This window comes from Streptomyces sp. NPDC004667 (assembly GCF_040609475.1).
Taxonomy (GTDB): Bacteria; Actinomycetota; Actinomycetes; order Streptomycetales; family Streptomycetaceae; genus Streptomyces.
In genome coordinates this window covers 26,030-48,609 of sequence record NZ_JBEXKC010000047.1, presented here as the reverse complement: position 1 = coordinate 48,609, position 22,580 = coordinate 26,030, and the positions used below count along the sequence as shown (strand labels likewise).

The window sequence follows — 22,580 nt, the reverse complement described above, 5'->3', positions numbered from 1 at the left end:
TGGGACAAGAGGCGGATGGGCACCTCATGGGGCAGCCGCGGTCGGGCCGTTGGCGGGCGCCCGCGGCCGGTGTGCGGCGCGGCCCCGGCCCGGTCCCTAAGCGGAAGCCGAGGCCGCGGCGGGGAAATCGGTGATGTGGAGGGCCGCGTCCGCGCCGATGACCGCGACGGACGGACCGTCGCTCGTGCACAGGGCCGCCGGGGCGCCGTCGAAGACGGGGCCGCCGTCCGCCCACCGGTCGCCGGCGCCGTCCCCGGCCGCCAGCGTGCCGGTGCCGTCGCGGTCCGCGACGAGGCTGCCGCATCCGGTCACCGGGCCGTAGCCGCCCGTGTCGCCGAGGTCGCCGACGGCGGAGACCAGCAGTCCCCGCGGACCCGTGTGCGCGGTGGCCGTGAGGACATCGCCCGACTGCGGCCTGCGGAACCACAGCCGGACGCCGTTGCCGTCGGCGACGGCCGTCAGCGGCAGGGTGGTGGCGGGCAGGCCGGTGGGGACCGCCCGCAGCGGCGCCCCGCCGGGGCCCGTGGTCCAGGCCAGGACGGAGCCGGCCGTGGGGGCGAAGACGTATCCGGTGCCGTCGGCCGCGGTCGCGGCCACCGGGTCGCCGTGCAGGCCGGAACCGCCCAGGCGCCGCCAGGGGGACCAGCCGCTGCCCGACTGGGTCCGTGCCCGCAGGGTGTAGTCGCCGTCACGGACGTACACGCTCAGTCGCCCGTCCTTGCCGACGGTCACCGCGGGGGCGCTGAAGGCGAGGGTTCCCTGCGTGTTGCCCGTCGCGGGCGCGCCGAGGGAGTTCCACGGAGCGAACGCGTCGCCGCCCGCGGTCCGCTCCACCGTGTAGACGAGCTCGCGGGTGTAGTGCGCCGCCGCGGAGCCGAAACCCATGAGCGTCCGGCTGGCGAACACGGCGACCCGCCCGTCCGGCAGGACGACCGCGTGGGCGCCCTGGTCCAGCCCGGTTCCGGGCAGGAGCGCCGGTCCGGACCAGCCGCGGCCCGGGCCGGCGCTGTGCCAGGCGGCCATCTGCCCGTCCAGGACGGAGAACGCCCAGTCGCCGTCGTGCGGTGTCACGGCGGTCCACGAGGTGCTGTTGCCGCGGGCGTAGCGGATGTCGTCGCTCCAGTGGTACCCGGAGGGGTTCTGCGCCACCTTGAGGTCACCGCAGCCCGCGGTGCTGTCGCAGTCGTCGGGCCGGCCCGTCCAGGCGTACGTCTTCAGGAAGCCCAGTTTCGTACGGGCCGCGGCCGGGTCGAGCACGTCGGCGAAGGCGCCGCTCTGGTAGCCGAGGTAGTTCTGGACCGTGAAGTGCGGCCGGTCCGGGAACGGCACGGCGGCGGCGTACCGGTCGAGGGCGGCCTGCACGAACCGGGCTCCGTAGATGTGGTCCTGGTGGTCCGCCTTCGGGTTCTTGCCCGGAGTCGGGTCCTGGGTCCGGACCAGGGTCGGACGGTACTTCTCCAGGAGGCCGGTGAGGGTGGCGACCACCTGGCTGCGGGTGTAGGTGAAGGGCTTCGTGACGGGGCTGCCCGCGATGAGCTGGGAGCGGATGACGCGGGTCCGGCCGTCCCACAGGCCGTGCAGGCTCCACGGCGCGTTGCCGTGGACCGACTCCGCCTCCCTCATCTCCAGCCAGACCAGCTGTACGGAGGGCTTCGCGGCGAGGACGTCGACCTCGGCCCGCGCCCCGCCGGCCGTACTGATGACGGAGCGGCGCCAGGGGCTGGCGGGGTCGCGGGTGGCCATCTGGGCGTAGGCGGCCAGGATGCCGTTCTGCCGCGCCTCGGCGTACAGCGGCTTGTCGGGAGCGGGCAGCCGCCCCTCGGCAGCCAGCACCTTCTCCTCGTGGCCGCCGATGTTGCGCCCGTCCGCCTCCCCGGAGGTCAGGTACACGGTGGTCAGGGCCGCGCCGTCGGCGATGGAGTGCCGGACGTCCGGATTCATGAAATAGAGGTCGTCGTCGGGATGTGCGATGAAGTCCACCGTTCGGACCGGCCCGGGAGCGGCGGCTGAGGGGCTCTGCGGGGCGACGGCGGCGGTCGGCGCCGTCCGGGGCGAGGCCCCGGCCTGGCAGGCACCGGAGACCGCCGTCCCGCAGAGGACGCCCGCGACGGCGCAGGAGATCAGGAACCGGGTCTTCGGCCGGCCGGCCGGGCCGGGGGAGGGCGTGGTGTTCACGATGGGTGTCCTCTCCGTCGCGTTCCGTGCCGGTGGGCGGGCGGGTGCGTGCCCGAAGGATCCGGCATCGGATGGTCGTCGGCCGACGGCCTCGGCGGCGTGGTCGGCCCGTGTCCGGAGGGGAGGGACGGTGATGCGCTCGGGGACGTCGGGATGTGCCGCACGGGTCTACTCGCGGATTGGTTACCGCCGGACCTTGTGTCCGGATGAGCGGTTGCCGTTACGGCCGCGCATGCTTCTCATGTCGCGGACTTCCCGGTCGTCCTCTTCGTGCATCGGGGCCTTCCGGCCTCTCTGACGCAATCGACACTACGGACGTGACGCGGGGCACACCCTCCCCCTGTCGGGGGGTCCGAGGGGGTGACGCGGCTCACCCGCCCGGCCCGCGGGGCGTGGCCCCACGGGCCGGGCGGGGGACTGGTCCGGGGCCTCAGCGAGTGCCGGTGACCGAGGCGACGACCGGCGCCGCCAGAGGGTTCCCGGGCAGGCCGTAGCGCACTTCCAGCCGCTTCGTGCCGGGAGCGGGGTAGGAGAAGGCGACGTCGCTCCAGTGGTCGACGGAGGTGGCCGCGGTGTCCCCGCTGAGCCAGATCGGGCCCGTCTGAGCCGATCGGACCGGGTCGTAGAGGAAGAACACGGAGCCCTCCTGCTCGGCGACGGCCGGCTCCGAGGCGAGCACCAGCACTCTCATGGGGCCGCCCCGCCCCGGCATCCACGACTCCACCAGGTTTTCGAGCGCGAACCGCTGGTCCACGCGGACGTGTACCCCCGCGCCGCCGTCGGCCGGCGCGGTACCGGAAGGCGCCGCGGCGGCGAGCGGAGCGGAGAACATCAGGGTGCCGCAGACGAGCGCGGAAGCGGTCACCGTGGAAATGGTCCTTGCCAAGGGGGAACTCCTTCAAGACGTGTTGTCCGTACGGATGGTCGGCGGGCCGGAGGCCCGACCACGTATCCGGGCACGGTCGGCGTGCTCCGCCCGGATCGGTGGTCAGGCTCGCGCAGACCGGCCGTGTCGCCCAACTCCGCCGGTGCGAAGCGGAATGGTGGTGTCCGGATCTGGACGGTCCGTCGGGCCCGTCCTGTCCGGCCGAACGGCTGCCCCAACGCCCCTGCCCCCGCGGCGGTGCCGCTGCTGTCATGACGCGAGGGAGGCGTGAATCCGTCGCCCCCGCACCCGCCGTTCCGGAAGGGACGCGGGCGCGAACCGGAGACAGGGAGGACGTACGTGCCGGCTCCACCATGGGTACCGCCGGGGACGGACCTGGACTTCGTCATGACGAAGCGCCCCCGGGACGTCCGCGATCTCCTGAGGCACGGGAAGCCCTGGACGGACCTCTTCAACCGGTGGTACGCCCATGCGCACCCGGCCAAGAGCCGGGCCGACCTCGCACTCTGGCTGCAACTGGGCCAGGGGTACGCACGGACGGGGAGCCTGCGCAAGACGCTCACCGCACTTCCGGCGGCAGGGAAACGGCTGGAGTCCTGGAACCTGCTGATCGGGCTCTCCTTCTTCGAGGAGTGCGGGAAGGTCCGCGCCTGGCTGGAGGAGGAGAAGCGCAGGGCCCGGGCGGAGCTGGAGGCCGAGCGGGGGAGCGGGTCGTGGTTCCGCGGCGGTGTGCCGGAGGAGAAGGTCCGGGCGAGGCAGCGGAGCAACGCCGCCCTGGCGATCTCCAAGGCCCAGACGCGGGAGTGGGAAGCGGCCGCGGCCGCCGACCCGGGAATGACCGAGAAGACCCTCTGCCAGATGGAAGCGGTCCTCACCGCCCACACCCGCGTCGTCAAACCGAAGTTCATCGAGCTCTACGAGATCCACGCCAAGGGAGCCGGAAGCGGCCCCACCGCCGGCATGGCCGTGCTCTCGGAGGCCTACACACGGCTCGGCGGTGCGGAGGCGCGCCTGCGCGCCGCCTGTACCGGGCTGAGGGGGCGGCCCGGCCCGGCCGGCCGGACGGCGGCGCAGGACGAACTCCTCGCCGCCTGGGTGCAGTACACGCGGGCCGGAACCGCGCTGGGGGCGGCACTCACCGACTTCAGCAGGGAGGCCGTGCGCTGGGCGGCCGAGGACACCTCCGCCAAGATCCGCGCCAACTTCGCCTCGGTGCACCCCCGCGTGGCCGGTGCACAGCTGGCCATCGGCCTCGCGGTCACCGTCCTGAGCGCCCTGATCCAGAGCTTCGGCCTGCTGGCGGTCGCGGTGTCGCCCGCCATCACCGCCGCGGCCGTGTCCGCGGCGAGCACGCTCACCGTCGCGCTGAACCTGATCGAACGCCTCACCATCGCGAAGATCGCCGACGCCGACGCCGCGCACCGGGAAGTCGTGACCGAACACATCGGCCGGGAATACCGGGTTCCGCCGTCGGGCGAGTCGGCCGGCAAGGTGGCCGCGGAGGCCTCGTACACCGCGACCACCGCGGGCCCGGCCGTGGCTCCCGCACTCCAATGGGCGAACACGTCGTCCGGTACGTCCCTCGAGGGCGCCGCCCCGTTCATCCCGTTCGCCGGACCGGTCCTGCGCCTCGGTTCGCTCGCCGTGAAGTTCGACGAACTGGCCAACCCCCGGGTCCTGACGGACACCAGGGACCGCGAGGCACTCCTGAGACTGCTCGAACGGGCCCGCTCAGAACTCGGCGCGACGGCCGAGTCCGTGGAGGTGAGGGTGCTCCACGTCAACCCGGCCGACGGCGAGGCGCAGGTGGTGGTGAACGGCAGGCGCGGCACCCTGAAGGACGGCCGGTTCCACCCCGACGACCGCCGTGACGCGCTGCGGGGCGTCCTTCGCAACTGGAGCCGGGCCACCAGGGACGTGAACCCCGGCCTGCCCGCGCCGGCGGGGGACTACCCCGGGGTGCGCCGGTTCACCCTCCTCTCCGGCGGTGCGCCCGCGACCCCGTCCAACGTCCTCGACGGCATCCACTCCTACCGGGAGGAACGGGGCCGGGGATTCACGTGCAGCGCGGCGGCCTCGGGATTCGGGCCGGGCTCGGGCGCGGACCGCTGGGACGTGACCTTCTTCCTGAGCTACGAGGGGGAAGCGGAGCTCCGCGACGCCGGGTTCCAGACGCTCACCCTCTACGCGCAGGACCGGCAGAGGCTGTCGGTCACCTCGTACGGGATGGAGGACGCCCGCCGTCTGCTGGAGCTGAAGAGGGACGATCCGGGGCTGGAGCAGCTGCTGGCCGTGCAGGAGACGCTCGGCGTTCCGGCGGGCGCTTTCACCGTCGAGGACGGGATCCTTCTCGACCCCTCGGGCCGGCAGCTCACCCCCATGGACGAACTCGGCCGCCTCTACGGGCACGTACGCGTCCTCGACGAGGCGACCAGGGAACTGGAGAACGGGATCCCGGTCGGACTGGATCACCTCGGGCTGCCACAGGAGCTGATGGACTCCCTCGCGGACTGGGTGGAGCCGCTCATGCGGTTCGACGAGGTCTCCCGGATCGCCGATGATCTCGAACGGTTCGAAACGATCCAGCGTGCCCTCGCCGAGCTCGAACACCGTCCCACGGTCCGGGCGAGGTACTTCCGGTTCATCACGAAGGACGACGCGCTGCACAGCGCCTACCTGAGGGTGACACGGATCTTCTCGCTGGCGTTCCAGCTGCGGAACGAGAATCCCGACGAGCCGATCTCCGCCGAGCAGGCCGAGCTCATGAACGGTCTCTCCGAACCGGAGAGGGAATGGCTGGAGTTCTTCGGCAAGCAGGTCGCCTACCGGGACCCCCCGGTGGAGGGAGAGCTGTAGCGTCCCCGGCCGGCGGTCGCATTCAGCCAGGTGTGCCCGGCCACCGGTCCTCAGGAAAGGGAGGCGATGGCGGCCCGGACCTTGGTGATGACCGCCTCGGGGATGGGAGCGTAGGCAGCCTTGGTGAGGATGTCCTGTCCGCCGGGTGAGGCGGTGTAGGCGAGGAAGGCCTTCACGCTGGGCAGCGTGCTCTTCGCGTTGCCGGTGTCGCAGACGATCTCGTAGGTGACCAGTACGAGCGGATAGGCGCCCTCCGCCTTGGTCGTGTAGTCGAGGGCCAGGGCCAGGTCCCCGCCGGTGCCCGCCGGCTTCGCCTGGGCGATGGCCTTCGAGGCGCTCGCGGGCGAGGCCTCGACGGGGGTTCCCGCCCCGGTGTCGAGGCGGACCGTGGGGATGCCCTGGGAGGTGGCGTAGGACAGCTCGAAGTAGCCGATGGCCCCCGCCACCTGCTTGACCTGCGCCGCGACACCCGAGGACCCGGCCGCCGCCTGCCCGCCCGGCGCGGGCCACGGCTTGGCCGGAGGGTAGGGCCACTGGGCCGGTGCGGCCTTGCCGAGGTAGAGGCCGAGGTTCTGCGTCGTGCCGGAGTCGTCGGACCGGTGGAAGGACTGGATGGTCTGGGCCGGCAGGTCGGTCCCGGGATTGAGACGGACGATGGCGGGATCGTTCCACTTAGTGATCTTCCCGGTGAAGATCTCCGCGGCGGTGGGGGCGTCCAGCACCAGCTTGTCGACGCCGGGGAGGTTGTAGCCCATCGCCACGGGACCGCCGACCATCGGCAGGTCGATGCCCTTCCCTCCCGGACAGGCCTGCTTGGAGGCCGCCACCTCGGCGGGCTGCAGGGGGGTGTCGGTGCCGGCGAAGGCGACCGTTCCCTGGGTGAACGCCGTGACGCCCTCCCCGGAGGACGATGCCTTGTAGTTGACGTCCGCCCCGGGACAGGCGGCCATGAAGGCGTTGGTCCACAGGCTCATGGCATTGGCCTGCGCGCTGGAACCCGAGGCAAGCACCTGGCCCTTGGCCTGCCCGCAGTCGATCGCCCCACTGCCGACACCGGGGGACGTCGCCGTGGCCGGTCCGGCATTGTCGTTCGACCCGCAGGCCGTCAGCAGCAGTCCGGCACACACACTCGCCGCGGCGGCGCGGGGGAGCGCTCTGAGTCGGTTCACCATCGGTCATCCCTCTGACGGCCGTACCGATGGACACCAGGACCGGGAGGGCCCCTGGGGACCGCACCCGGGTACGGAACGGTCGTCCGGGGTACCGCGCCGGGCCGGACCGCCGGGACGGAAGGTCGGTTTCCACGCCCCATCAGGCCATGCCCGGCAGCGGTGCGCACCTCGGGGAGCCGACGGATGCGACCGGTGCGGGAACCGCAGGCCCGTTCGGCTGCCCGAAGAGCAGCCCTCCGGGCCCTGACCCGGATCCGTGCCCGCTGCTGCCATGGGGTGAATTCCCCGGCGAGAGGAGCCCCGGCAGTGTCGCGCAGTACGCAGGAGAATCCACCGGACCCCGTCGCAGGCCCCGCCGCCGCGATCTCGTACGCGCCCCTGGTACTGAGCGAGCACCTGGAAGAGGTGCTCGCCGTTCAGTGCCGTGCCAACGGCTTCGACCGTTTCGAGGAGCGGATGCGGCTCGCCATGCTGCGAGGGAGGGCGGAGTCCCGCGAGGTCGCCGCCGTCGGGGCCTTCAGTGCCGGGAAGCTCGTCGGGTACGCGTACGGGGCCCCCTTGGACCCTGCCTGGCACTGGGCGCGCCATCTCATGGAGGAACTGGGGGACACCCCGCGGGACCGGCCGTTCGTGGGGCTCGGCCGTCCCTACACCGTCCTGGAACTGCACGTCGATCCGGGGGTGCGGCGCCGTGGGGTCGGCAGTGCGCTCATGGCCGGGTTGTGCCGGCCGGTCTCCCAGCGGTGGATCCTGCTGACCCGCGACCGATCCGCCGTACCGGCCCGGCGCTTCTACGCCTCCCTCGGCTTCACCGAGCTGGCCGTCTCCGTCCGCCACGATGCCTACGCGGCCATGGGCAGGCTGCGCTCCTCCGGACCGGAACCGGTTCAGGAACCGAAACTGGAATGGATTCCCAGGCTCTGCATCCAGGGATGACAGTTGACGCAGGGCTCTATGTAGTTCCCGTTGTTGAACGAATGGCACTTCGCACCGGATAGGCCTTTCAATGCCCTCAGGATGGTGGTGCTGTCTCCGTGGGCCACGTCGACGCCCCGGCCCTGGAGGTACAACGCCAGGGCCTTGGGCTCCGCACAGGCTCCCACGTCGGTCGCACGGCTCTTGAGCGGATCTCCGTTCCGGCGGGAGTCGAGCACGGCTTTGAGTGCCTGCATACGCGCCGGATCGCGCGAGTTGGCAGTGTACATCCTGTTATCGATGGTCAGGAAAGACCTCGTGCTTCCCGGCTCGTCGGCGGTATATTCCGCCAAAACGGTCTGAAATCTATCGGTCAGATTGTTTCGTGACGCCTGTGCTTTCTCCCTCTTCTTCTTGTCGTTCCGCTCCTGCTCCGCCGCCCGGGCGTGCTCTGCGGCAACCCTGGTCGCCGCCTCCATTTTTCCCCTGCTGTCTGCGGCGCGTCGACTTTCCCCGGCCTGGAGGCCTGAAATGAATTGCTCGACGAATTTGTCATAGACTGCCAGTTCTTGCGCTCTGCCAGCCAGCTTTTGCTTGAGGAATTTGTCGACCTCTTCGACCGTGTAGCAGCCGGGATCGTCACCGATGAACGCGGTTTCGTCTCCGGTCAGCAAATTGGCGATCTCCTCGATGGAGTCTCTGGCGCCTTCGGGCATGTTCAGATTGCCCGATGCGAGGATCTCTTTCACTCTGCCGGCCACCTTGCGCTTCTCCCGGTATGCCTCTGCTCGCAGAACCCGGGTCGATTGCGCGTTCCCCTGCTGCTTCGCGGCACCCATCTCCGTGCGCAGCCTGTCGACACGACTCATCGCGTCGACCAGGTCCTGACGCAGGCGCGCGAGGTCGCCGCCGTTGCCGTTGCCGAAGTAGTCCGCTACTTCCTTTCTCAGCCGGCCCCAAATCTCGGGCGATACGTCCTTCTCTTCCCTGGGCTCCATACGGGTCCTCCGCCCTCCGTCGGGTGTTACTGCGCGTGTGTGGTCGGCTCGATCGTGTCGATCGTTTCGAGCATGATGGACAACAATTCGTATGTGGGTATGTTCTCCGCCCCCGGTACGGTCTGCATGATGTGCTGATAGGCGCCTTCCACTGACCTGCTCGACTGGTTTTCGGCCGGAGATTCGAACGGGTCCGGAAATGCCGCGTTGTGCGCGTACTCCTTCACCAGGGTGGCGAGCTCCAGGGCATCCGAGGGGAACGGGCGGGATTCGGACCAGTACCTCCACAGGTCTTCCGCGGCGTCGGAGAACCCGTCGACGTCGTAGAGACGATCTCCGCAGTATGCGGTGAACCCCTCTCTGAAATCTTCCCAGCCATCGGCTTGGAGATATTCCTTCGCCTCGATCAGAGCATGTGCCCAAACGGTAAACGAATACTCCTGAACATTCATGCTGTTCCTCGCTGGGGAAGTCCGGATCCGGTGTGATCGGCTCGTCACATTAGCGTGTCCCTGTTCATCGAAGAAGGTGGTCTCGGGCATTCCTTGGGGCGTCCCGTTTCCCGGAAGGAAATTCACGCCCTGCCCGATTGCGCAACAGAGGGGCGGGATGGAATCCGACCGGACCGGCGGCCCCGGCTTCCGCGTCATACGATGGCGCCGGGACGAGCAGAGCACGGAGGCCGCTGTGGAAGACCGACTGGATCTCGTCGTCGTGGGCGCGGGCCCCTTCGGGCTCTCCACGGCCGCCGCCGCGCAGGAGAAGGGGCTCAGGACACTGGTCCTGGGCCGTCCCATGGGGTTCTGGACCGACCACATGCCGGCGCGGATGCTGCTGCGCTCGGGCACGGACTGGCATCTGGACGCGGCCGGCACGCACACCATGGAGGCCTATCTGGCGGCCCGTGGGACACCGGCCGACCTGCCGCTCCCCCTGGCGTCCTTCCTCGACTACGCCCGCTGGTTCCGGGAGCGCAAACAGCTCGACGTGGTCGAGGAGTACGCCGCCTCGGTCGTCCCGGAAGCCGGGGCGTTCAGCGTCCGGCTGGCCGGGGGCGACTCGGTCCGCGCGGCGGCCGTGGTCGCCGCCCCGGGGGTACAGCACTTCGCGCACCGCCCCGCCTGGGCCGAGACCCTGCCGCGCGAGGTCGCCCTCCACAGCAGCGACGCCGTCGACTTCGACGGGGTCGCCGGCCGGCACGTCGTCATCGTGGGAGGCAGGCAGAGCGCCTACGAGTGCGCCGCGCTGGCGGCCGGACACGGCGCCGCCCGGGTGGACCTGGTCCACCGCCATCCCGTGCCCCGCTTCGAGCACGTCAGCTGGTCCTTCTTCGACGACTATCTCGACAAGTCCCTGAAGGAACCGGGATGGTGGCGGCACCTGCCCGAAGAGGAGCGGCAGGAGATCGTCACCCGCTGCTGGACGGCGGGGCGCGCCACCCTCGAACCGTGGCTCCCTCCGCTCCTGGACCCCGAGGTGGTGCACGTGCACGCCGAACGCGACGTGCGCCGGGTCGAACGGGCGGGCACGGGCAGCGGACTGCGGTTCACCCTCACGGACGGGCAGGTGCTCAGCGCCCACCAGGTGATCCTCGCGACCGGCTACCGCGCCGACGTCGGACGGATCCCCTATCTGCGCCCCGTGACCGACCTGATCGCGACGCGGGACGGCTTCCCCGTGCTGGACGAACGGCAGCGGACGACGGTACCGGGCTTCCACATGACGGGGTTCGTCGCCACACAGGACTTCGGGCCCTTCTTCGGCTTCGTCCGGGCCGCGCCCGTGGCCGCATCCCTCATCTCGGATGCCCTGACGCGCTGACGCGCTGACGCGCTGACGCGCTGACGCGCTGACGCCCGGCGGTGTGCGGGGGCGGCCCGCTCCCGCGGCCCCGCCTCCCGCACACCGCCGGGCGTCCTTCCGGGCCGGTCAGCCGGACCTGCGGCGAGCCAGGTAGTACAGGCCCGCGCCCACCCCGAGGACCGCGAGGGCGCCACCTCCCACGGCCAGCGCCGTGGATCCGGTGGAGGCCAGCACACCGCCGATGCCCTTGTCCCCCGTATCCGCCTTGTCCGCCGCACCCGCCTTGTCCCCGCTGTCCCTCGCGTCGCCGGAGTCGCCCCCGGTGCCGCCGGAGTCGGCGGGGTCGCCCCCGTCACCGTCGGGGTCGGTGGCGTCCGGGTCGCCGGACTCCGGCGGATCCGGCTGGGCCTTGGCCGTGATCTCGACCTCGGCGCACACCCCGATGCAGGGCGTCGGGTTGTAGGCGTCGGACGCGGCGTACCGCACCTGGGAGGTGAGGGTCCGGACCGTGGCGGTGGTCACCGTGATCTTCAGGGTCGCGTCGGCGCCGGAGGCGAGGTCGCCGGGACGCCAGTCGCCCGTCTTCGGGTCGTAGGCGCCGTCGGAGTCGTCGGAGACGTACTCGAGGTCCGGGGGCAGCAGATCCTGCACGTGGACGTTGCGGGCGGTGGACGGCCCCTGGTTGAGGACCTTGGTGCTGATGACGAACCGGTCGCCGGTGAACGGCGTGGGGTCGTCCACCTCCTTGGTGACCTTGAGGGCGGCGACCTGCTTGACGGGGGTGCTCACCTGCGCGCGGTGGGCGTCCTTGGTCTTACCGCCGTCGCCGGGCACCGAGTCCCCGTCGGGAACGGCGGACTTGGTGATCTCCGCGCTGTTGGTCAGGTCGGCGGTGTCGGCGGGCAGCTTGCCCTTGAGCACCAGCTCGACGGTCTTGCCGACGGGGACGTCGCCGGCCTTCCAGATGCCGGAGCCGGGGTCGAACGAGCCCGCGCCGGTCTTGTGTTCGAGGAGTTCGAACCCCTTGGGCATCCGGTCGGTGACCTCGACGCCCTTGGCGGTCGAAGGGCCGGAGTTGTGGAGTTTGACCGTGTAGGCGACGGTGGAGCCGGCCTTCGGTTCCCGCTCGTCGATGACCATGGCCAGGGACAGGCCGGCGTTCTGCCTGACCTTGACGGTCCTGTCGGCGGTGTTGTTCTCCGGCTTGGGGTCGGGTGTGGCGGAGGAGGCCGTGACGCTCGCGGTGGCCTCGTCGACGTCGGCGGGCAGCAGCCCGCGTACGGTCAGCTTGGCAGAGCCGCCCTTGGCGAGGTCACCGGCCTTCCAGACCCGGGTGGCGGGGTCGAGTTCGCCGTGGTCGGCCTCGTGGCTGCTGGATGTCATGCCGGGCGGCAACTGCACGCTGACGGCGGCGTCCTTGGCGGTGGAGGGACCGGCGTTGCGCAGGGTGAAGGTGTACGCGACCGAGTCCCCCGCCTTGGCCTCGCCGGCCGGTTCCGAAGCGGCCTCGACCGACACGTCCGCGCTCTGGGCGATGGCGGTCTTCACCTCGGACGTGTTGTTGTCCGGCGCCGGGTCCTCGTGCTTCCCGGAGACGGCCGCCTTGGCGACGACCTCCGCCACATCCGCCGGCAGGGTGCCGGTGACCTTCAGCTCCGCGGTCTCGCCGACGCCGAGGGAACCGGGCAGCCACTGGCCCGTCCCCGTGTCGTAGGCGCCCTTGCCGGTGGTGTGGCCGGTGCGCGCCAGACCCTGCGGAAGTTCCACGCCGACCTTGACCTCCTCGGCCCGGGAAGGGCCGGCGTTGCGGACCCGCACCGTGTAGGTGGCGGAGTCGCCGGCCGTGGCGGAGGTACCGGCGGAGGAGACGATGTCGGCCGACAGGTCGCTGGCGGCCTTCGAGGAGGCGACGAGCACCGTCTCGTTGTTGTTCGGCATCGGGTCGAACGTCGAGGCCGAGGCCTTGGCGTTCACCTGGAGGGAGCGGTTGCCGTGCCCGGCGTCGAGCGTTCCGGTGACGGTGAGTTTGGCGCTCTGGCCCGCGGCCAGCGTGTCGAGACCACACTCGATCTCGCTGCCGGTCAGCTTGCAGTCACCCTTGGGGGCGTCCAGGCGCGTCGACACGTTCGTGAGCCCCTCCGGCACCGTGGCCCGCAGCTTGGTGTTCCGTGCGGCGTCGCCGCCGGCCGCGTTGCGGAGCGTCACCTCGTAGGAGGTCTTCTGCCCGGCGACGGGCTTGTCGGGGGTGAACGCGCCGGACACGGAGAGGTCGGCCGACGCCAGGGCGGTGCGGACCGGGGCCGAGCGGACGGAGAGCCGGTCGTAGTACTGGGCCCCGTACGCGACCTCGGGGGTGAGGTCCATCGTGCTGTTGACGGCGTCGTCCTTCACCTTCGCCTTGAAGGTGAAGGTGGCCTTTCCGCCGGCGGCCAGGTCGCCCGCCTTCAACGGTATGCGGCCCTCGGCATCGGGTTGGGCCTTGGAGCTGTCGTACGGCTTGTCGTTCAGCTTCAGGGTGTTCTGTACGAGCGTGGTGCCCTCGGGAACCTGGTGCATCAGCGTGACACCGGTGAGCTTTGCGGGCCCCGGGTTCTCGGCCGTGACCGTGTAGGTGACCTCGTCACCCCGGTCGGCCCGAGGCCGGTCGGCATTCGCGGTCACCTTCGGGGGCTTGGGCTCGGTCTGGGTCGAGGTGATCACGATGCTGTTGCCCGTGAGGTCCTGTGCGCAGGTCAGCCGGGTGTGCGGGGCATCGCATTCGACCGCACCCTGGAACACTTTCAGGACCACGTACTCATGCCAGGCCGTCCTGTAGGTCAGGGAACTGCCCGTGGTGCCGGGAAGCGCATTGGATTCCAGCTGTACCGACTCGCCCGGCTTCAGTTCGCCCGGTGCGGGGTACCAGTTGGCCTGTTCGGCGACGTACAAGGTCGTGGGAGTGCTGTTCTGGATCGTGAGGACGGGCCCCTGGGGTTCGTCCTCCGCCATCGCACGCTCCTGCGTTTCCGGCAGCATCAGCAACAACGCCCCGGCGACCGCGGCGACGGCGACCACCACCTTCCACGGCCTCCGCTTGCGTCGCTTCGACATTGCGCTCCGTCCCCGACCACACGCCTGCGGCCCGTTGTGATGTTGGAAGGCACGGCCCCGGTTCCCGGCCGTGCCACGGTGGACAGCGCCCCCGCCGGAGTGATGATCTCCGCGCCCCGGGTCCATCCCGGTGATCGTTGTCCGAGCCCAGCGTCTTATACGCCCCAAATGCGCCACAGCGCCGACCGGGCGGCCTGCCGGGCAGCACTTCGGGCGGCCCCGGCCGGCTGCCCGAGGCCCGGGCGGCGCGCTTCACCCTCCGGTGGGTTCGATCGGGGGCTGCCGGGAGGCCCGCGTCCGTCGTCCACTGGACCGGTGCGTGCGGGCCGCGGGTTACGCGGCGGCCCGGCCGGATCGCGGCGCTACTGGATGCGCGCACGGGAGGAAGGGCTGTTCATGTCCGCGACCGAACTCGTCCGGGCCCGGCGGGCCACGGCCGCCACCTTCGCGCTGGTGGGAGCGATCAGCGCGGTCTGGGTGGTGCGCATACCCGCGCTGCGCGACAAGCTGGACCTGTCGGAAGCCCAGGTGGGCATCGAGGTGCTCGCCTGGGGCACCGGCGCGCTCGCGGCCATGTACTTCGCCGCCCGCCTGATGGCGGCCCACGGCAGCCACCGCGTCCTGAGGTACTCGGTACCGGCCGCCGTGGCGAGCCTGTCCCTGCTGGCCTTCGCGCCCAACTTCCCCTTCCTCGCGGCCGGCGGGCTGGTCTTCGGCGCCCTGTTCGGCCTGGTCGACGTAGCCGCCAACGCACAGGCCGCCGAACTCGAACGCGCCTCCGGGCGCCCGCTGATGGGCAAGATGCACGCGGGGTGGAGCCTGGGCGCGGTGCTGGGCGGACTGCTGGGCGCGGGCACCGCCGCCGCCGGACTCGGGTTCACCGCATCCGTGGCCCTGGCCGCCGTACTGGCCCTTCCCATCGCCCTCTTCACGGTGCCGCACTTCCGGGCCCAGGACCCGGACGACGCCGACCGGCAGGAGACCGCCGCGGGGAGCGGACCCCTGCCACGCGTGATCTACCTCCTGGGCGCGCTGATGTTCTGCGCCTTCCTCGCCGAGGGATCCGTGGCGGACTGGAGCAGCCTGCACCTCCACGACAGCCTCGGCGTGTCCGAAGCCGTAGCGGCGCTCGGCTACCCGGTGTTCGAGCTGGCGATGCTGGCGGGACGGCTGTTCTGCGACCGGCTGACCGAGAAGGCCGGAGGACGCGTCCTGCTGGCGGGTGCCGGGCTGCTGGCCGCCCTCGGCTTCGGGATCCTGACGGCAACGGAGTGGGTGGGCGCGGCATTCGTCGGCCTGGCCTTGGTCGGCGCCGCGGTCTGCGTCGTCGTACCGCTGACGTTCTCCCTGGCGGGGCTGGCGGGCGGCGCCCGGAGCGCGGCTGCGATCAGCCGCGCCGGCATGTTCGGGTACAGCGGGCTGCTGCTCGGGCCGGTCGCCATCGGCTTCATCGCGGAGCACTGGTCCCTGCGGATCAGCTTCTCCGTCGTCGTCTGCACCTGCCTCCTCATCACGGCCGGCGCCTTCCGGCTCCCGGACCTGCGGGTCTCCCACAGCCGCCCGGACGCCGACGGGCCGGGGCCCCGCGCACCGGGCACCGCGACACCCGCGAGCCCGGTCGCTCCGCCGTCCTAGCACCACGGCAGGAAGCCCCGCGCCGGGCGGTTGCGCAGGCCCCCCGGGTGGCGGAACAGCGCGGTGTCCCGATCCGTACGCCCGGAGGACCCTCATGACCACGACCATCGCGAACGGCTCCACCGCCCTGCGCCCCTGGCGCACCACCCCGATGCAGCGGCGGGCCCTGGCCTCCGGAAGCGTCGGCCAGTTCGTGGAGTTCTACGACTTCACGCTCTACGGTCTCTCGGCAGTCACCCTGTCCGTCCTCTTCTTCCCCGACGACAGCGCCTTGGTGGGGCTGCTCGCCGTCTTCGCCACCTTCGGCGTCGCGTTCGCGGCCCGCCCCCTGGGCGGACTGTTCTTCGGCGCGCTCGGTGACCGGATCGGCCGCCGCGGGGTCCTCCACATCACCCTGCTGTCGATCGGTGTCGCGACGGCGGCGATCGGGGTGCTCCCCACCCACGCGGCGATCGGCTGGCCCGCACCCGCCCTCCTGGTGCTGTGCCGGCTCGTCCAGGGCTTCTCGGCCGGCGGCGAGTCCGTCGGAGCACCGACGTTCGTGTTCGAGCACGCCCCCGCCCACCGCCGCGGCACCTGGCTGAACGTCACCCTGGCCGCCACCGCGCTGCCCTCCGTCGTCGCGGGCACCCTCATCCTGCTCCTCAGCGCCTCGATGAGCGACCACGCCTTCACGACCTGGGGCTGGCGCGTACCGTTCCTCCTGGCCCTGCCCGCAGCACTGATCGGCCTCTGGATCCGCCGGCACACCGAGGAGAGCACGGAGTTCCGGCGGATCCGCTCCGGGGGCGACGACACCGGGCACACCCCGCTGCGCCGGGCACTGCGCGAGAACAGGACCGCGATGCTCCGGGTCGTCGTCGTCCTGGGCCTGACCGCCATGGGCTTCTACTGCCTGGCCGGCTACTTCGTCACCTACGCGCAGACCGTCGGCGGCCTCAGCCGTGAGCAGTCACTGGCGATCAACGCCGTGGCCATGACGGCGTACACGGTGCTGCTGCCCCTCGGCGGCCTGCTCGGCGACCGGGTCGGCCGCAGACCGATGCTGATCGCGGGCTCGGCGGCCCTGGCCCTGTTGTCCGTGCCCTGCTTCGTACTGGTCACCAGCGGTTCGCTCCTGCTGGCGGCCCTCGGCCAGCTGCTGTTCGTCGTCGCGCTGTGCGTCTACGGAGGCGGCTGCTACGCCTTCTTCATGGAGGTCTTCACCACGCGGACCCGGTTCACTTCGGCGGCCGTCAGCTACAACACGGCCTACGCGCTGTTGGGCGGGACGGCCCCGCTGGTCGCAACCGCCCTGGTCACCGCGACCGGCACCGCCACCGCACCGGGTTACTACCTGGCGGGATCCGCCGCCGCCGTGCTCCTGTTCCTGACGCTGACACGGGTACCGGAGACCCGGGGCCGGATGCGCTGACCCCGCCGCTCGAAGCCGTGCCCGGGGATCCCCCGATCACACCCCGAGGGCGACCCGGGACGGGGACCGATCGGGGGACGCCGGGAACCACCCTCCGGCGCAGGATGGAGGCCGGTTCCGCCACGAGAAGGGTGAACACGTGAGGAAGGTTTTCCGGACCGCCGTCCTGATGGCCGCGACGACGGCCGCTGCACTGGCGCTCCCGGCGACGGCGCACGCGGCCACGCCCACCGCCCCGGAGGTGACCGCCCAACAGCCCCGGGAGGCCGCGGACACCCCCACCGTCCTCGCGCCCGGGGGAGCCGTCGGCCGCATCACCCCGGGGAGCGGTTCCACGGTCGGTGTCGGCATGCCCGTGTCGGTGGCCTTCGACAAACCCGTCACCAATGAGAAGGCCGTCCAGTCGGCGATCCAGGTCACCTCCACCGGCCACCAGGACGTGGTCGGCCACTGGTTCGGCCGCACCCGGCTCGACTTCCGCCCCCGGCACTACTGGGAGCCGGACTCCGAGGTCACCGTGAGGATCGGCGGCGCACAGAACGAGACGGTCGCCTTCCACATCGGCCGCTCACAGATCTCCACCGTCGACGCCGAGACCAAGACGATGACCGTGGTCCGCGACGGCGAACGGGTCAAGACCTTCAAGGTCTCCGCGGGCGCCCCCGACAGCCCCACCTACAACGGCCAGATGGTGATCTCGGAGAAGCGCGACGAGATGCGCATGAACGGGTCCACCGTCGGCTTCACGGACGAGGACGGCCGGCCCGCCTACGACATCCCCGACGTCCCCCACGCCATGCGCCTGAGCAGCTCGGGCACCTTCATCCACGGCAACTACTGGGGGAGCGAAGACGTCTTCGGCTCCGTCAACACCAGCCACGGCTGCATCGGGCTGAGGGACGTCAAGGGCGGCCAGGACCCGGACACCCCCGGCGCCTGGTTCTACGACCATTCCCTCGTCGGGGACATCGTCGTCGTCACCCGTTCCGACGGCCGGACGATCCGGCCCGACAACGGCTTCGGCGACTGGAACCTTTCCTGGAACGCCTGGACGAAGGGCTCCGCGACCTGATGCCGCGGACAGGCCCGGGACCGGGTACCGGTCCCGGGCGCCGTGCCGACGGAGGCCGGCGCCCACCGGACGGCCGCCCGCCCGCCGCGCCCGCTCCGTCCCGACGGGGCGGGCGGCCCGCGTGCCTCATGGCCGCGCCCCGTCAGTCCCTGTGTCTGAACCTGATGAGACATGCGGTGCTGTGGGTGGGCACAGCACTGGGCCCCGGCGATCCTGCGGGGCGCCGGGGCCTGTCTTGATGTGGGTTACCGGGTGGGCTGCTGGGCCTGCTCGTACATCTGCCTGCTGGTCGTGCCCAGGCCGGCGGCGTCCGAGATGGGCTCCTCGCTTGACGGTCTCTTTGCAGAGTTGACGCCGACGACGGTTCCGGTCCGTGTCCGCACGCAGCGCCCGCGACCACGCCGACGCCATCCTTCACCGCCGCCAGACGCGCCCGCAGACGCCGTGGACGCCGCCACGGCCCGCAGCGACACACAGAGGAGCAGAAGGACGCACCCGCGCCGGCGCTCGGCGCCAAGGACTCACCACATCCCGGACACCGACGTTCTCCCAACCCCTCAGCGCCAGTCGACACCCCATCAGACCAATCCCCAAAACGCCCCGAATCAGCGGATCGCAAACCGGGACCCATGACCGGGCGCGGCCCGTACGGCTTTCCTCGCACCGGCCTCTATCCCGTACGGCGCGTGTCAGGGCGCACCGCGCCGCCGTGCGGCTCCGCGATGCCGCCGCCGCGTGCGGTACGCGCCGCCTCGGCCAGATCCAGCGAGGCGGTCTCGGGCGCCAGGAACTGTGACACCAGTGCGCCGGCGGCGAGGACGCCCGCGCCGACCAGGAGGACGAACTCCACGCCGAAGCGGTGCAGGCCCATCGGCAGCAGGAAGGTTCCCACGGCCGCGCCCACGCGGCTCATCGCCGTGGCGAAGCCGACGCCGGTGGCGCGCAGCGAGGTGGGGAAGACCTCCAGGGGGTAGACGGCGGTCAGCGCGCTGGAGGCGGAGTTGAGGAAGATGAAGAAGAGGAACCCGCCGACGACGACCGGCGTGGACGTGGGCCACACCGCCACGAGCGCGAGGCAGCCGGCGGTGATCCAGAACGGCGGGATGAGCAGCTTGCGGCGTCCGATGCGGTCCACGACCAGACAGCCCGCCGTGACGCCCGCCACCGCGGTGAGGGAGTAGAGGAGCAGCGCCCCCACCGCGTTGCCGCCCATGTTCAGAGCCTCGAACACCTGGGTCCAGAAGGTGCCGATGGCGAAGTACGGCAGCACGAGAGCAGCCCAGAAGAAACTGGCGAACACCGTACTGCGGACGTACCGGCGGCTGAAGAGGGCCCGGAAGCCCTCCCCGCGCGCACCGGCGCGTTCGTCCAGCTCCGCGGCGACGTCGACCTCGATGCGGTACTTCTCGATCAGCGTCTGCGCCTCCTCCCGGCGGCCCCGGCTCAGCAGCCAGCGGGCGGACTCCGGAATGCCGCCGCGCAACGCCATGCAGATCACGGCTATCACGGCGCTGCTGGACAGTGACCAGCGCCAGCCGCCGTCGACGCGCGCGAACACCGCCCCCACGACCGCCGCCAGCGCGTAGCCTGCGTACCAGCTGATCTCCAGGCTGGCCAGCAGCCGGCCCCGTCCGCGCCGCGGTGCGTACTCCGACAGCAGCGGTGCGCCGATCGCGTACTCGCAGCCGATCGCCACACCCATGACCAGGCGTACCCAGAACAGCTGGAGGCCGTCCACGACGAAGAACTGGAGCACCGAGCCGACCAGGAACATCAGCATGTCGACGAGGAACACCGGGCGGCGCCCGAAGCGGTCTGCCAGCCGTCCGAAGAGCGGGCCGCCGACGAAGATGCCGATGAGCGCGGACGCCCCGACGAGGCCCTCCATCAGCGGTGAGAGGCGCAGATCGGTGGTGACCGCCCCCATCGCCATTCCCATACCGCCGATGATGTAGCCGTCGATGCCCTGGCCCATCTGGGTCGCGAGCTTCAGCTTCGTGTGCAGCCGCCGCCACTCACGGGTGCGGTCCGGGTCGGCCGACGGCGGGGTAGCGGTCGTGGGCGACGCTGCCATGGGCGGTACCTCATTCCTTCGGCGTCCCGGCGGGAGCGGAAGCGGGGCCGCAGACGCGGGCGGCGGATGCCCGCCCGCGTCTGCGGCCCCGCGATTTGCGTGGTCAGCGCTGTTCGCGACCGCCGTCCGCCGCGGCAGGGGCGGCGGGGCACGGCGTCATCAGGTAGTGGGCCAGGTCGGCCAGGAGCCGGCTCACGGGGTCCAGCGTGCGGGGACCGGGGGCCGCGCAGGCCCGGGTCGTCTTCACAGCCGTCGTGCCGCGTGTCCAGTGGAAGGTCTCTCGCATGATCGTGCTCCTCTCCGGCTCGCGGGGCCCTGCCGCCGGGGGAGGCCTGCTCGGCCTCTCGACCCGGCTCCTCGAAGGGGTCCCGCACTGACATCGATGCTCCGCCGGTCCCGGCGGCAACTCACCATCCGAACGGTTGAACCACCGGAGGAGGCCCACACCACCCGGTGCTGCCCCCTCCGGCCGACCCCGCCTCCCCCCGGCTCCCGCCGGTACCGTCCGGAAAAGAGGAATGTGATCGCCGAAATCCGGTGGCCCCAGAGCGGAATGATCGGGATCAGGCAACGTTGCCCGACCGGCAATCGGAGAGTGCCCGATCTGTTTCCTGGCGGGCTCTGTTCCCCGGATATCCCGGTTGAGTAATTTGATGTCCTTGGTCTGGCGACTCCGAGTCTCCGGGAGATTCCGTTCGGGCCGCCAGTCGGGAAACTAGGGTCATTGGAGTCCGGAAATGTCATCTCTTGAGAACGGCGACGATTTCGACGGATTCATCTCCGCCGTTCGGGAGCGCAGGGACGGCATCGTGGCAGAACTTCCCGATGCATTTCCCGAACTGGCATGCCTCTTCGACCGCTCTGCCACCTTCGACGACTTTAGTCAGTGGCTGATGGAGAAGCAGTCCTCCTGGAGCGGGAGTGAGACCGCTGCCTGGTTCTCGGCGGGCCTCCGGCAGTTCTCCCCGGAGAACCTGCACGGACTGCTCGAACAGCTCGCGGTGCTGAACGCGGGCTGGGCGGATGCCCAGTGGGTCGATGAGAAGGCGATGTACGCCCGCTATGACGGTGCGGTGAACGGGTGGGTCTACGCGAGGCTGAACACGGTCGACGGACCCTGGGGCATCGATCCGGAATCTGCCGCTGAATGGATCTTCAGCAGGATCGCCTCCGAGGACTTCCGGCAACTGGGCGACGAAGACCGGGTGCGCATTTGGGAGGAGATCCGCGAGCGTGTCCTGGCGGTCGGTGTCCTCGACCTCGACGAGGTATCGGCGATCCGCGAGGAAATATCGACGAGATGGTCGGAGCATTTCGAATTCTTTGAATCCGGGGAGTCTCCCTCCGGGTGCTCTCCGGACAGTCAGGTGATATCGGTCCTGGAGGAGATGAAAGAAATTCTGACTGCTCAGCTCAAATCATTCAACTGATGGCGTGCCGGTATCGAAAGAGAGATGGATCGTGGGAACAGGCAAGAGCAGGAACCGTCAGCAGAATCCGGATCGGCAGGCAGCCGTCGACGGCCTTGTCGAAATTCGCGAGGCGTTGCGGGAGCGGGTCGAGGGGGACCGGCTGACCGTCGAATTTCTGCTGTCCGCAGAGAAAAGGATATCCGCGCTCAGTAAAACGCTGATTAAAAACTCTGAATCAGATGCCAACTCGAAGTACATTCGGGATCTCGTGGATGATGTCCTGCGAATCGCCGAAGCCTCCCGTCGCAAGCTCAACGGTCCCCCCTTCGTCGTCGCGGGAGGAGGGCGGGCCCCGGCGGATGACCAGGAAGAGAAGGCGAGGGAGCTGGAGCAATCCAAGGCCCGGCGGCTGGCGATACTGAATTCCGATGCAGAGGCCCTGCTGGATCGAAAGGTGTCGAAGCTGAGAGAGGTAATCGAAAAATCGCGGGACATTCTCGAAAATAGGCGCGACAGGGGTGATGTGTCCGCAGACATCGAAAGGGGAATGATCGAGAGGATCAGGCTCGACGAGGCGGAGCTGCACGCCCTTGAGCAGTGCTCGTCCGAATGGATCGACAGAAGGGTCCAAGACGTAATCCGCGGCCAGGAAGAAAGCGAGCGGCAGGCTCAGAACGAGCGGGCGCTCCGTGTCATCGTTACCCGGATGCTCGCGCATGAGGCTTTCAGCGGACTCATCACTGCGGACACTGCGCTGAGCCTCATGGGTGACATCCTCAAGTCGATGATCCTATCCGATATCGTCGGGCCGGCCGATGACTCTCGCAACGATGTCATCGAATCGCATCGGCAGAACTATTACCTTCCCGATGCAGGCGGTAGCCGGCCTGTGACCGCCTCGAGCGAAAAGGCGTTGGATATCGACCTGAAGGTGCTCGGTGTCGCCTCTTCGGCAGGGTTCCGGATCGAGGACCACATGGTGCTGCAGGCGATCCTCAGGATCTCCGCCAGGGTGTTCCAGCAGATCAACGTCTCGGACGCCGGCGGCAAGGCCGATCCCGGGTGGTAGGCGGTGACG

Annotated in this window: 16 protein-coding genes; 8 read left to right on the top strand and 8 right to left on the bottom strand. The window is 70.5% G+C overall.

The window, feature by feature from the left end; all coding sequences use genetic code 11:
- Window positions 1-96 precede the first annotated feature (96 nt).
- The gene (locus tag ABZW32_RS24605; RefSeq protein ID WP_356219318.1) at window positions 97-2,175 is read right to left on the bottom strand and encodes a PIG-L family deacetylase; all 2,079 of its coding nucleotides are present in this window, start codon (window positions 2,173-2,175) and stop codon (window positions 97-99) included.
- 430 nt (window positions 2,176-2,605) lie between these two features.
- Entirely contained in the window at window positions 2,606-3,061 is a 456-nt protein-coding gene (locus ABZW32_RS24600) for a hypothetical protein (protein ID WP_356219316.1), read from the bottom strand.
- Window positions 3,062-3,448: 387 nt separating this feature from the next.
- Here ABZW32_RS24600 and ABZW32_RS24595 point away from each other — a divergent pair, with 387 nt between their 5' ends.
- Entirely contained in the window at window positions 3,449-5,917 is a 2,469-nt protein-coding gene (locus ABZW32_RS24595; protein WP_356219313.1) for a hypothetical protein, read from the top strand.
- Window positions 5,918-5,967: 50 nt separating this feature from the next.
- Here ABZW32_RS24595 and pstS read toward each other — a convergent pair whose 3' ends face one another.
- Entirely contained in the window at window positions 5,968-7,089 is a 1,122-nt protein-coding gene (pstS, locus tag ABZW32_RS24590) for a phosphate ABC transporter substrate-binding protein PstS (RefSeq protein WP_356219312.1), read from the bottom strand.
- A gap of 306 nt (window positions 7,090-7,395) precedes the next feature.
- On the opposite strand from pstS, the gene ABZW32_RS24585 reads away from it, so the two are divergent.
- Window positions 7,396-8,025, top strand: a complete 630-nt coding sequence (locus tag ABZW32_RS24585) for a GNAT family N-acetyltransferase (RefSeq protein WP_356219309.1) — start codon at window positions 7,396-7,398, stop codon at window positions 8,023-8,025.
- Here ABZW32_RS24585 and ABZW32_RS24580 read toward each other — a convergent pair.
- Together ABZW32_RS24580 and ABZW32_RS24575 are read right to left on the bottom strand one after the other, a co-directional pair.
- The gene (locus ABZW32_RS24580; protein ID WP_356219306.1) at window positions 7,977-9,002 is read right to left on the bottom strand and encodes a hypothetical protein; all 1,026 of its coding nucleotides are present in this window, start codon (window positions 9,000-9,002) and stop codon (window positions 7,977-7,979) included. The two genes, ABZW32_RS24585 and ABZW32_RS24580, sit on opposite strands and share 49 nt — an antisense overlap.
- 26 nt (window positions 9,003-9,028) lie before the next feature.
- Window positions 9,029-9,454, bottom strand: a complete 426-nt coding sequence (locus ABZW32_RS24575) for a hypothetical protein (protein WP_356219304.1) — start codon at window positions 9,452-9,454, stop codon at window positions 9,029-9,031.
- 235 nt (window positions 9,455-9,689) lie between these two features.
- On the opposite strand from ABZW32_RS24575, the gene ABZW32_RS24570 reads away from it, so the two are divergent.
- Window positions 9,690-10,823, top strand: coding sequence for an NAD(P)-binding domain-containing protein (locus tag ABZW32_RS24570; RefSeq protein WP_356219301.1), 1,134 nt, complete (start codon window positions 9,690-9,692; stop codon window positions 10,821-10,823).
- Between the two features lie 108 nt (window positions 10,824-10,931).
- Here the strand turns inward: ABZW32_RS24570 and ABZW32_RS24565 are convergent, their stop codons facing one another.
- Window positions 10,932-13,895: a DUF11 domain-containing protein gene (locus ABZW32_RS24565; RefSeq protein WP_356219298.1), complete on the bottom strand. Its 2,964-nt coding sequence runs from the start codon at window positions 13,893-13,895 to the stop codon at window positions 10,932-10,934.
- Between the two features lie 396 nt (window positions 13,896-14,291).
- Here ABZW32_RS24565 and ABZW32_RS24560 point away from each other — a divergent pair, with 396 nt between their 5' ends.
- The 3 genes from ABZW32_RS24560 (at window position 14,292) to ABZW32_RS24550 (ending at window position 18,016) form a co-directional block, all read left to right on the top strand.
- Window positions 14,292-15,530, top strand: a complete 1,239-nt coding sequence (locus tag ABZW32_RS24560) for an MFS transporter (protein WP_356219295.1) — start codon at window positions 14,292-14,294, stop codon at window positions 15,528-15,530.
- 94 nt (window positions 15,531-15,624) lie between these two features.
- Window positions 15,625-16,944, top strand: coding sequence for an MFS transporter (locus ABZW32_RS24555; protein WP_356219292.1), 1,320 nt, complete (start codon window positions 15,625-15,627; stop codon window positions 16,942-16,944).
- A gap of 169 nt (window positions 16,945-17,113) precedes the next feature.
- Window positions 17,114-18,016: an Ig-like domain-containing protein gene (locus tag ABZW32_RS24550; RefSeq protein ID WP_356219346.1), complete on the top strand. Its 903-nt coding sequence runs from the start codon at window positions 17,114-17,116 to the stop codon at window positions 18,014-18,016.
- A gap of 670 nt (window positions 18,017-18,686) precedes the next feature.
- On the opposite strand, the gene ABZW32_RS24545 is transcribed toward ABZW32_RS24550, so the two are convergent.
- Together ABZW32_RS24545 and ABZW32_RS24540 are read right to left on the bottom strand one after the other, a co-directional pair.
- Window positions 18,687-20,090 carry an MFS transporter gene (locus tag ABZW32_RS24545; RefSeq protein WP_356219290.1) on the bottom strand — a complete coding sequence of 468 codons (1,404 nt, stop codon included), beginning with the start codon at window positions 20,088-20,090 and terminating at the stop codon, window positions 18,687-18,689.
- A gap of 103 nt (window positions 20,091-20,193) precedes the next feature.
- Window positions 20,194-20,376, bottom strand: a complete 183-nt coding sequence (locus ABZW32_RS24540; protein ID WP_356219287.1) for a hypothetical protein — start codon at window positions 20,374-20,376, stop codon at window positions 20,194-20,196.
- A gap of 451 nt (window positions 20,377-20,827) precedes the next feature.
- Here ABZW32_RS24540 and ABZW32_RS24535 point away from each other — a divergent pair, with 451 nt between their 5' ends.
- Together ABZW32_RS24535 and ABZW32_RS24530 are read left to right on the top strand one after the other, a co-directional pair.
- The gene (locus ABZW32_RS24535) at window positions 20,828-21,520 is read left to right on the top strand and encodes a hypothetical protein (RefSeq protein ID WP_356219284.1); all 693 of its coding nucleotides are present in this window, start codon (window positions 20,828-20,830) and stop codon (window positions 21,518-21,520) included.
- Window positions 21,521-21,551: 31 nt separating this feature from the next.
- Window positions 21,552-22,571 (top strand): hypothetical protein, encoded by a 1,020-nt coding sequence (locus ABZW32_RS24530; RefSeq protein ID WP_356219282.1) that lies wholly within the window; start codon window positions 21,552-21,554, stop codon window positions 22,569-22,571.
- The last annotated feature ends 9 nt before the right edge of the window (window positions 22,572-22,580 follow it).

What these genes read in the sequence shown, in the direction of transcription:
- ABZW32_RS24595 (WP_356219313.1), top strand. Translation starts at nt 3,449, where the DNA reads ATGACGAAGCGCCCCCGGGACGTCCGCGATCTCCTGAGGCACGGGAAG.
- pstS (WP_356219312.1), bottom strand. Translation starts at nt 7,089, where the DNA reads ATGGTGAACCGACTCAGAGCGCTCCCCCGCGCCGCCGCGGCGAGTGTG.
- ABZW32_RS24580 (WP_356219306.1), bottom strand. Translation starts at nt 9,002, where the DNA reads ATGGAGCCCAGGGAAGAGAAGGACGTATCGCCCGAGATTTGGGGCCGG.
- ABZW32_RS24575 (WP_356219304.1), bottom strand. Translation starts at nt 9,454, where the DNA reads ATGAATGTTCAGGAGTATTCGTTTACCGTTTGGGCACATGCTCTGATC.
- ABZW32_RS24565 (WP_356219298.1), bottom strand. Translation starts at nt 13,895, where the DNA reads ATGTCGAAGCGACGCAAGCGGAGGCCGTGGAAGGTGGTGGTCGCCGTC.
- ABZW32_RS24560 (WP_356219295.1), top strand. Translation starts at nt 14,292, where the DNA reads ATGTCCGCGACCGAACTCGTCCGGGCCCGGCGGGCCACGGCCGCCACC.
- ABZW32_RS24555 (WP_356219292.1), top strand. Translation starts at nt 15,625, where the DNA reads ATGACCACGACCATCGCGAACGGCTCCACCGCCCTGCGCCCCTGGCGC.
- ABZW32_RS24550 (WP_356219346.1), top strand. Translation starts at nt 17,114, where the DNA reads ATGGCCGCGACGACGGCCGCTGCACTGGCGCTCCCGGCGACGGCGCAC.
- ABZW32_RS24545 (WP_356219290.1), bottom strand. Translation starts at nt 20,090, where the DNA reads ATGGCAGCGTCGCCCACGACCGCTACCCCGCCGTCGGCCGACCCGGAC.
- ABZW32_RS24540 (WP_356219287.1), bottom strand. Translation starts at nt 20,376, where the DNA reads ATGCGAGAGACCTTCCACTGGACACGCGGCACGACGGCTGTGAAGACG.
- ABZW32_RS24535 (WP_356219284.1), top strand. Translation starts at nt 20,828, where the DNA reads ATGTCATCTCTTGAGAACGGCGACGATTTCGACGGATTCATCTCCGCC.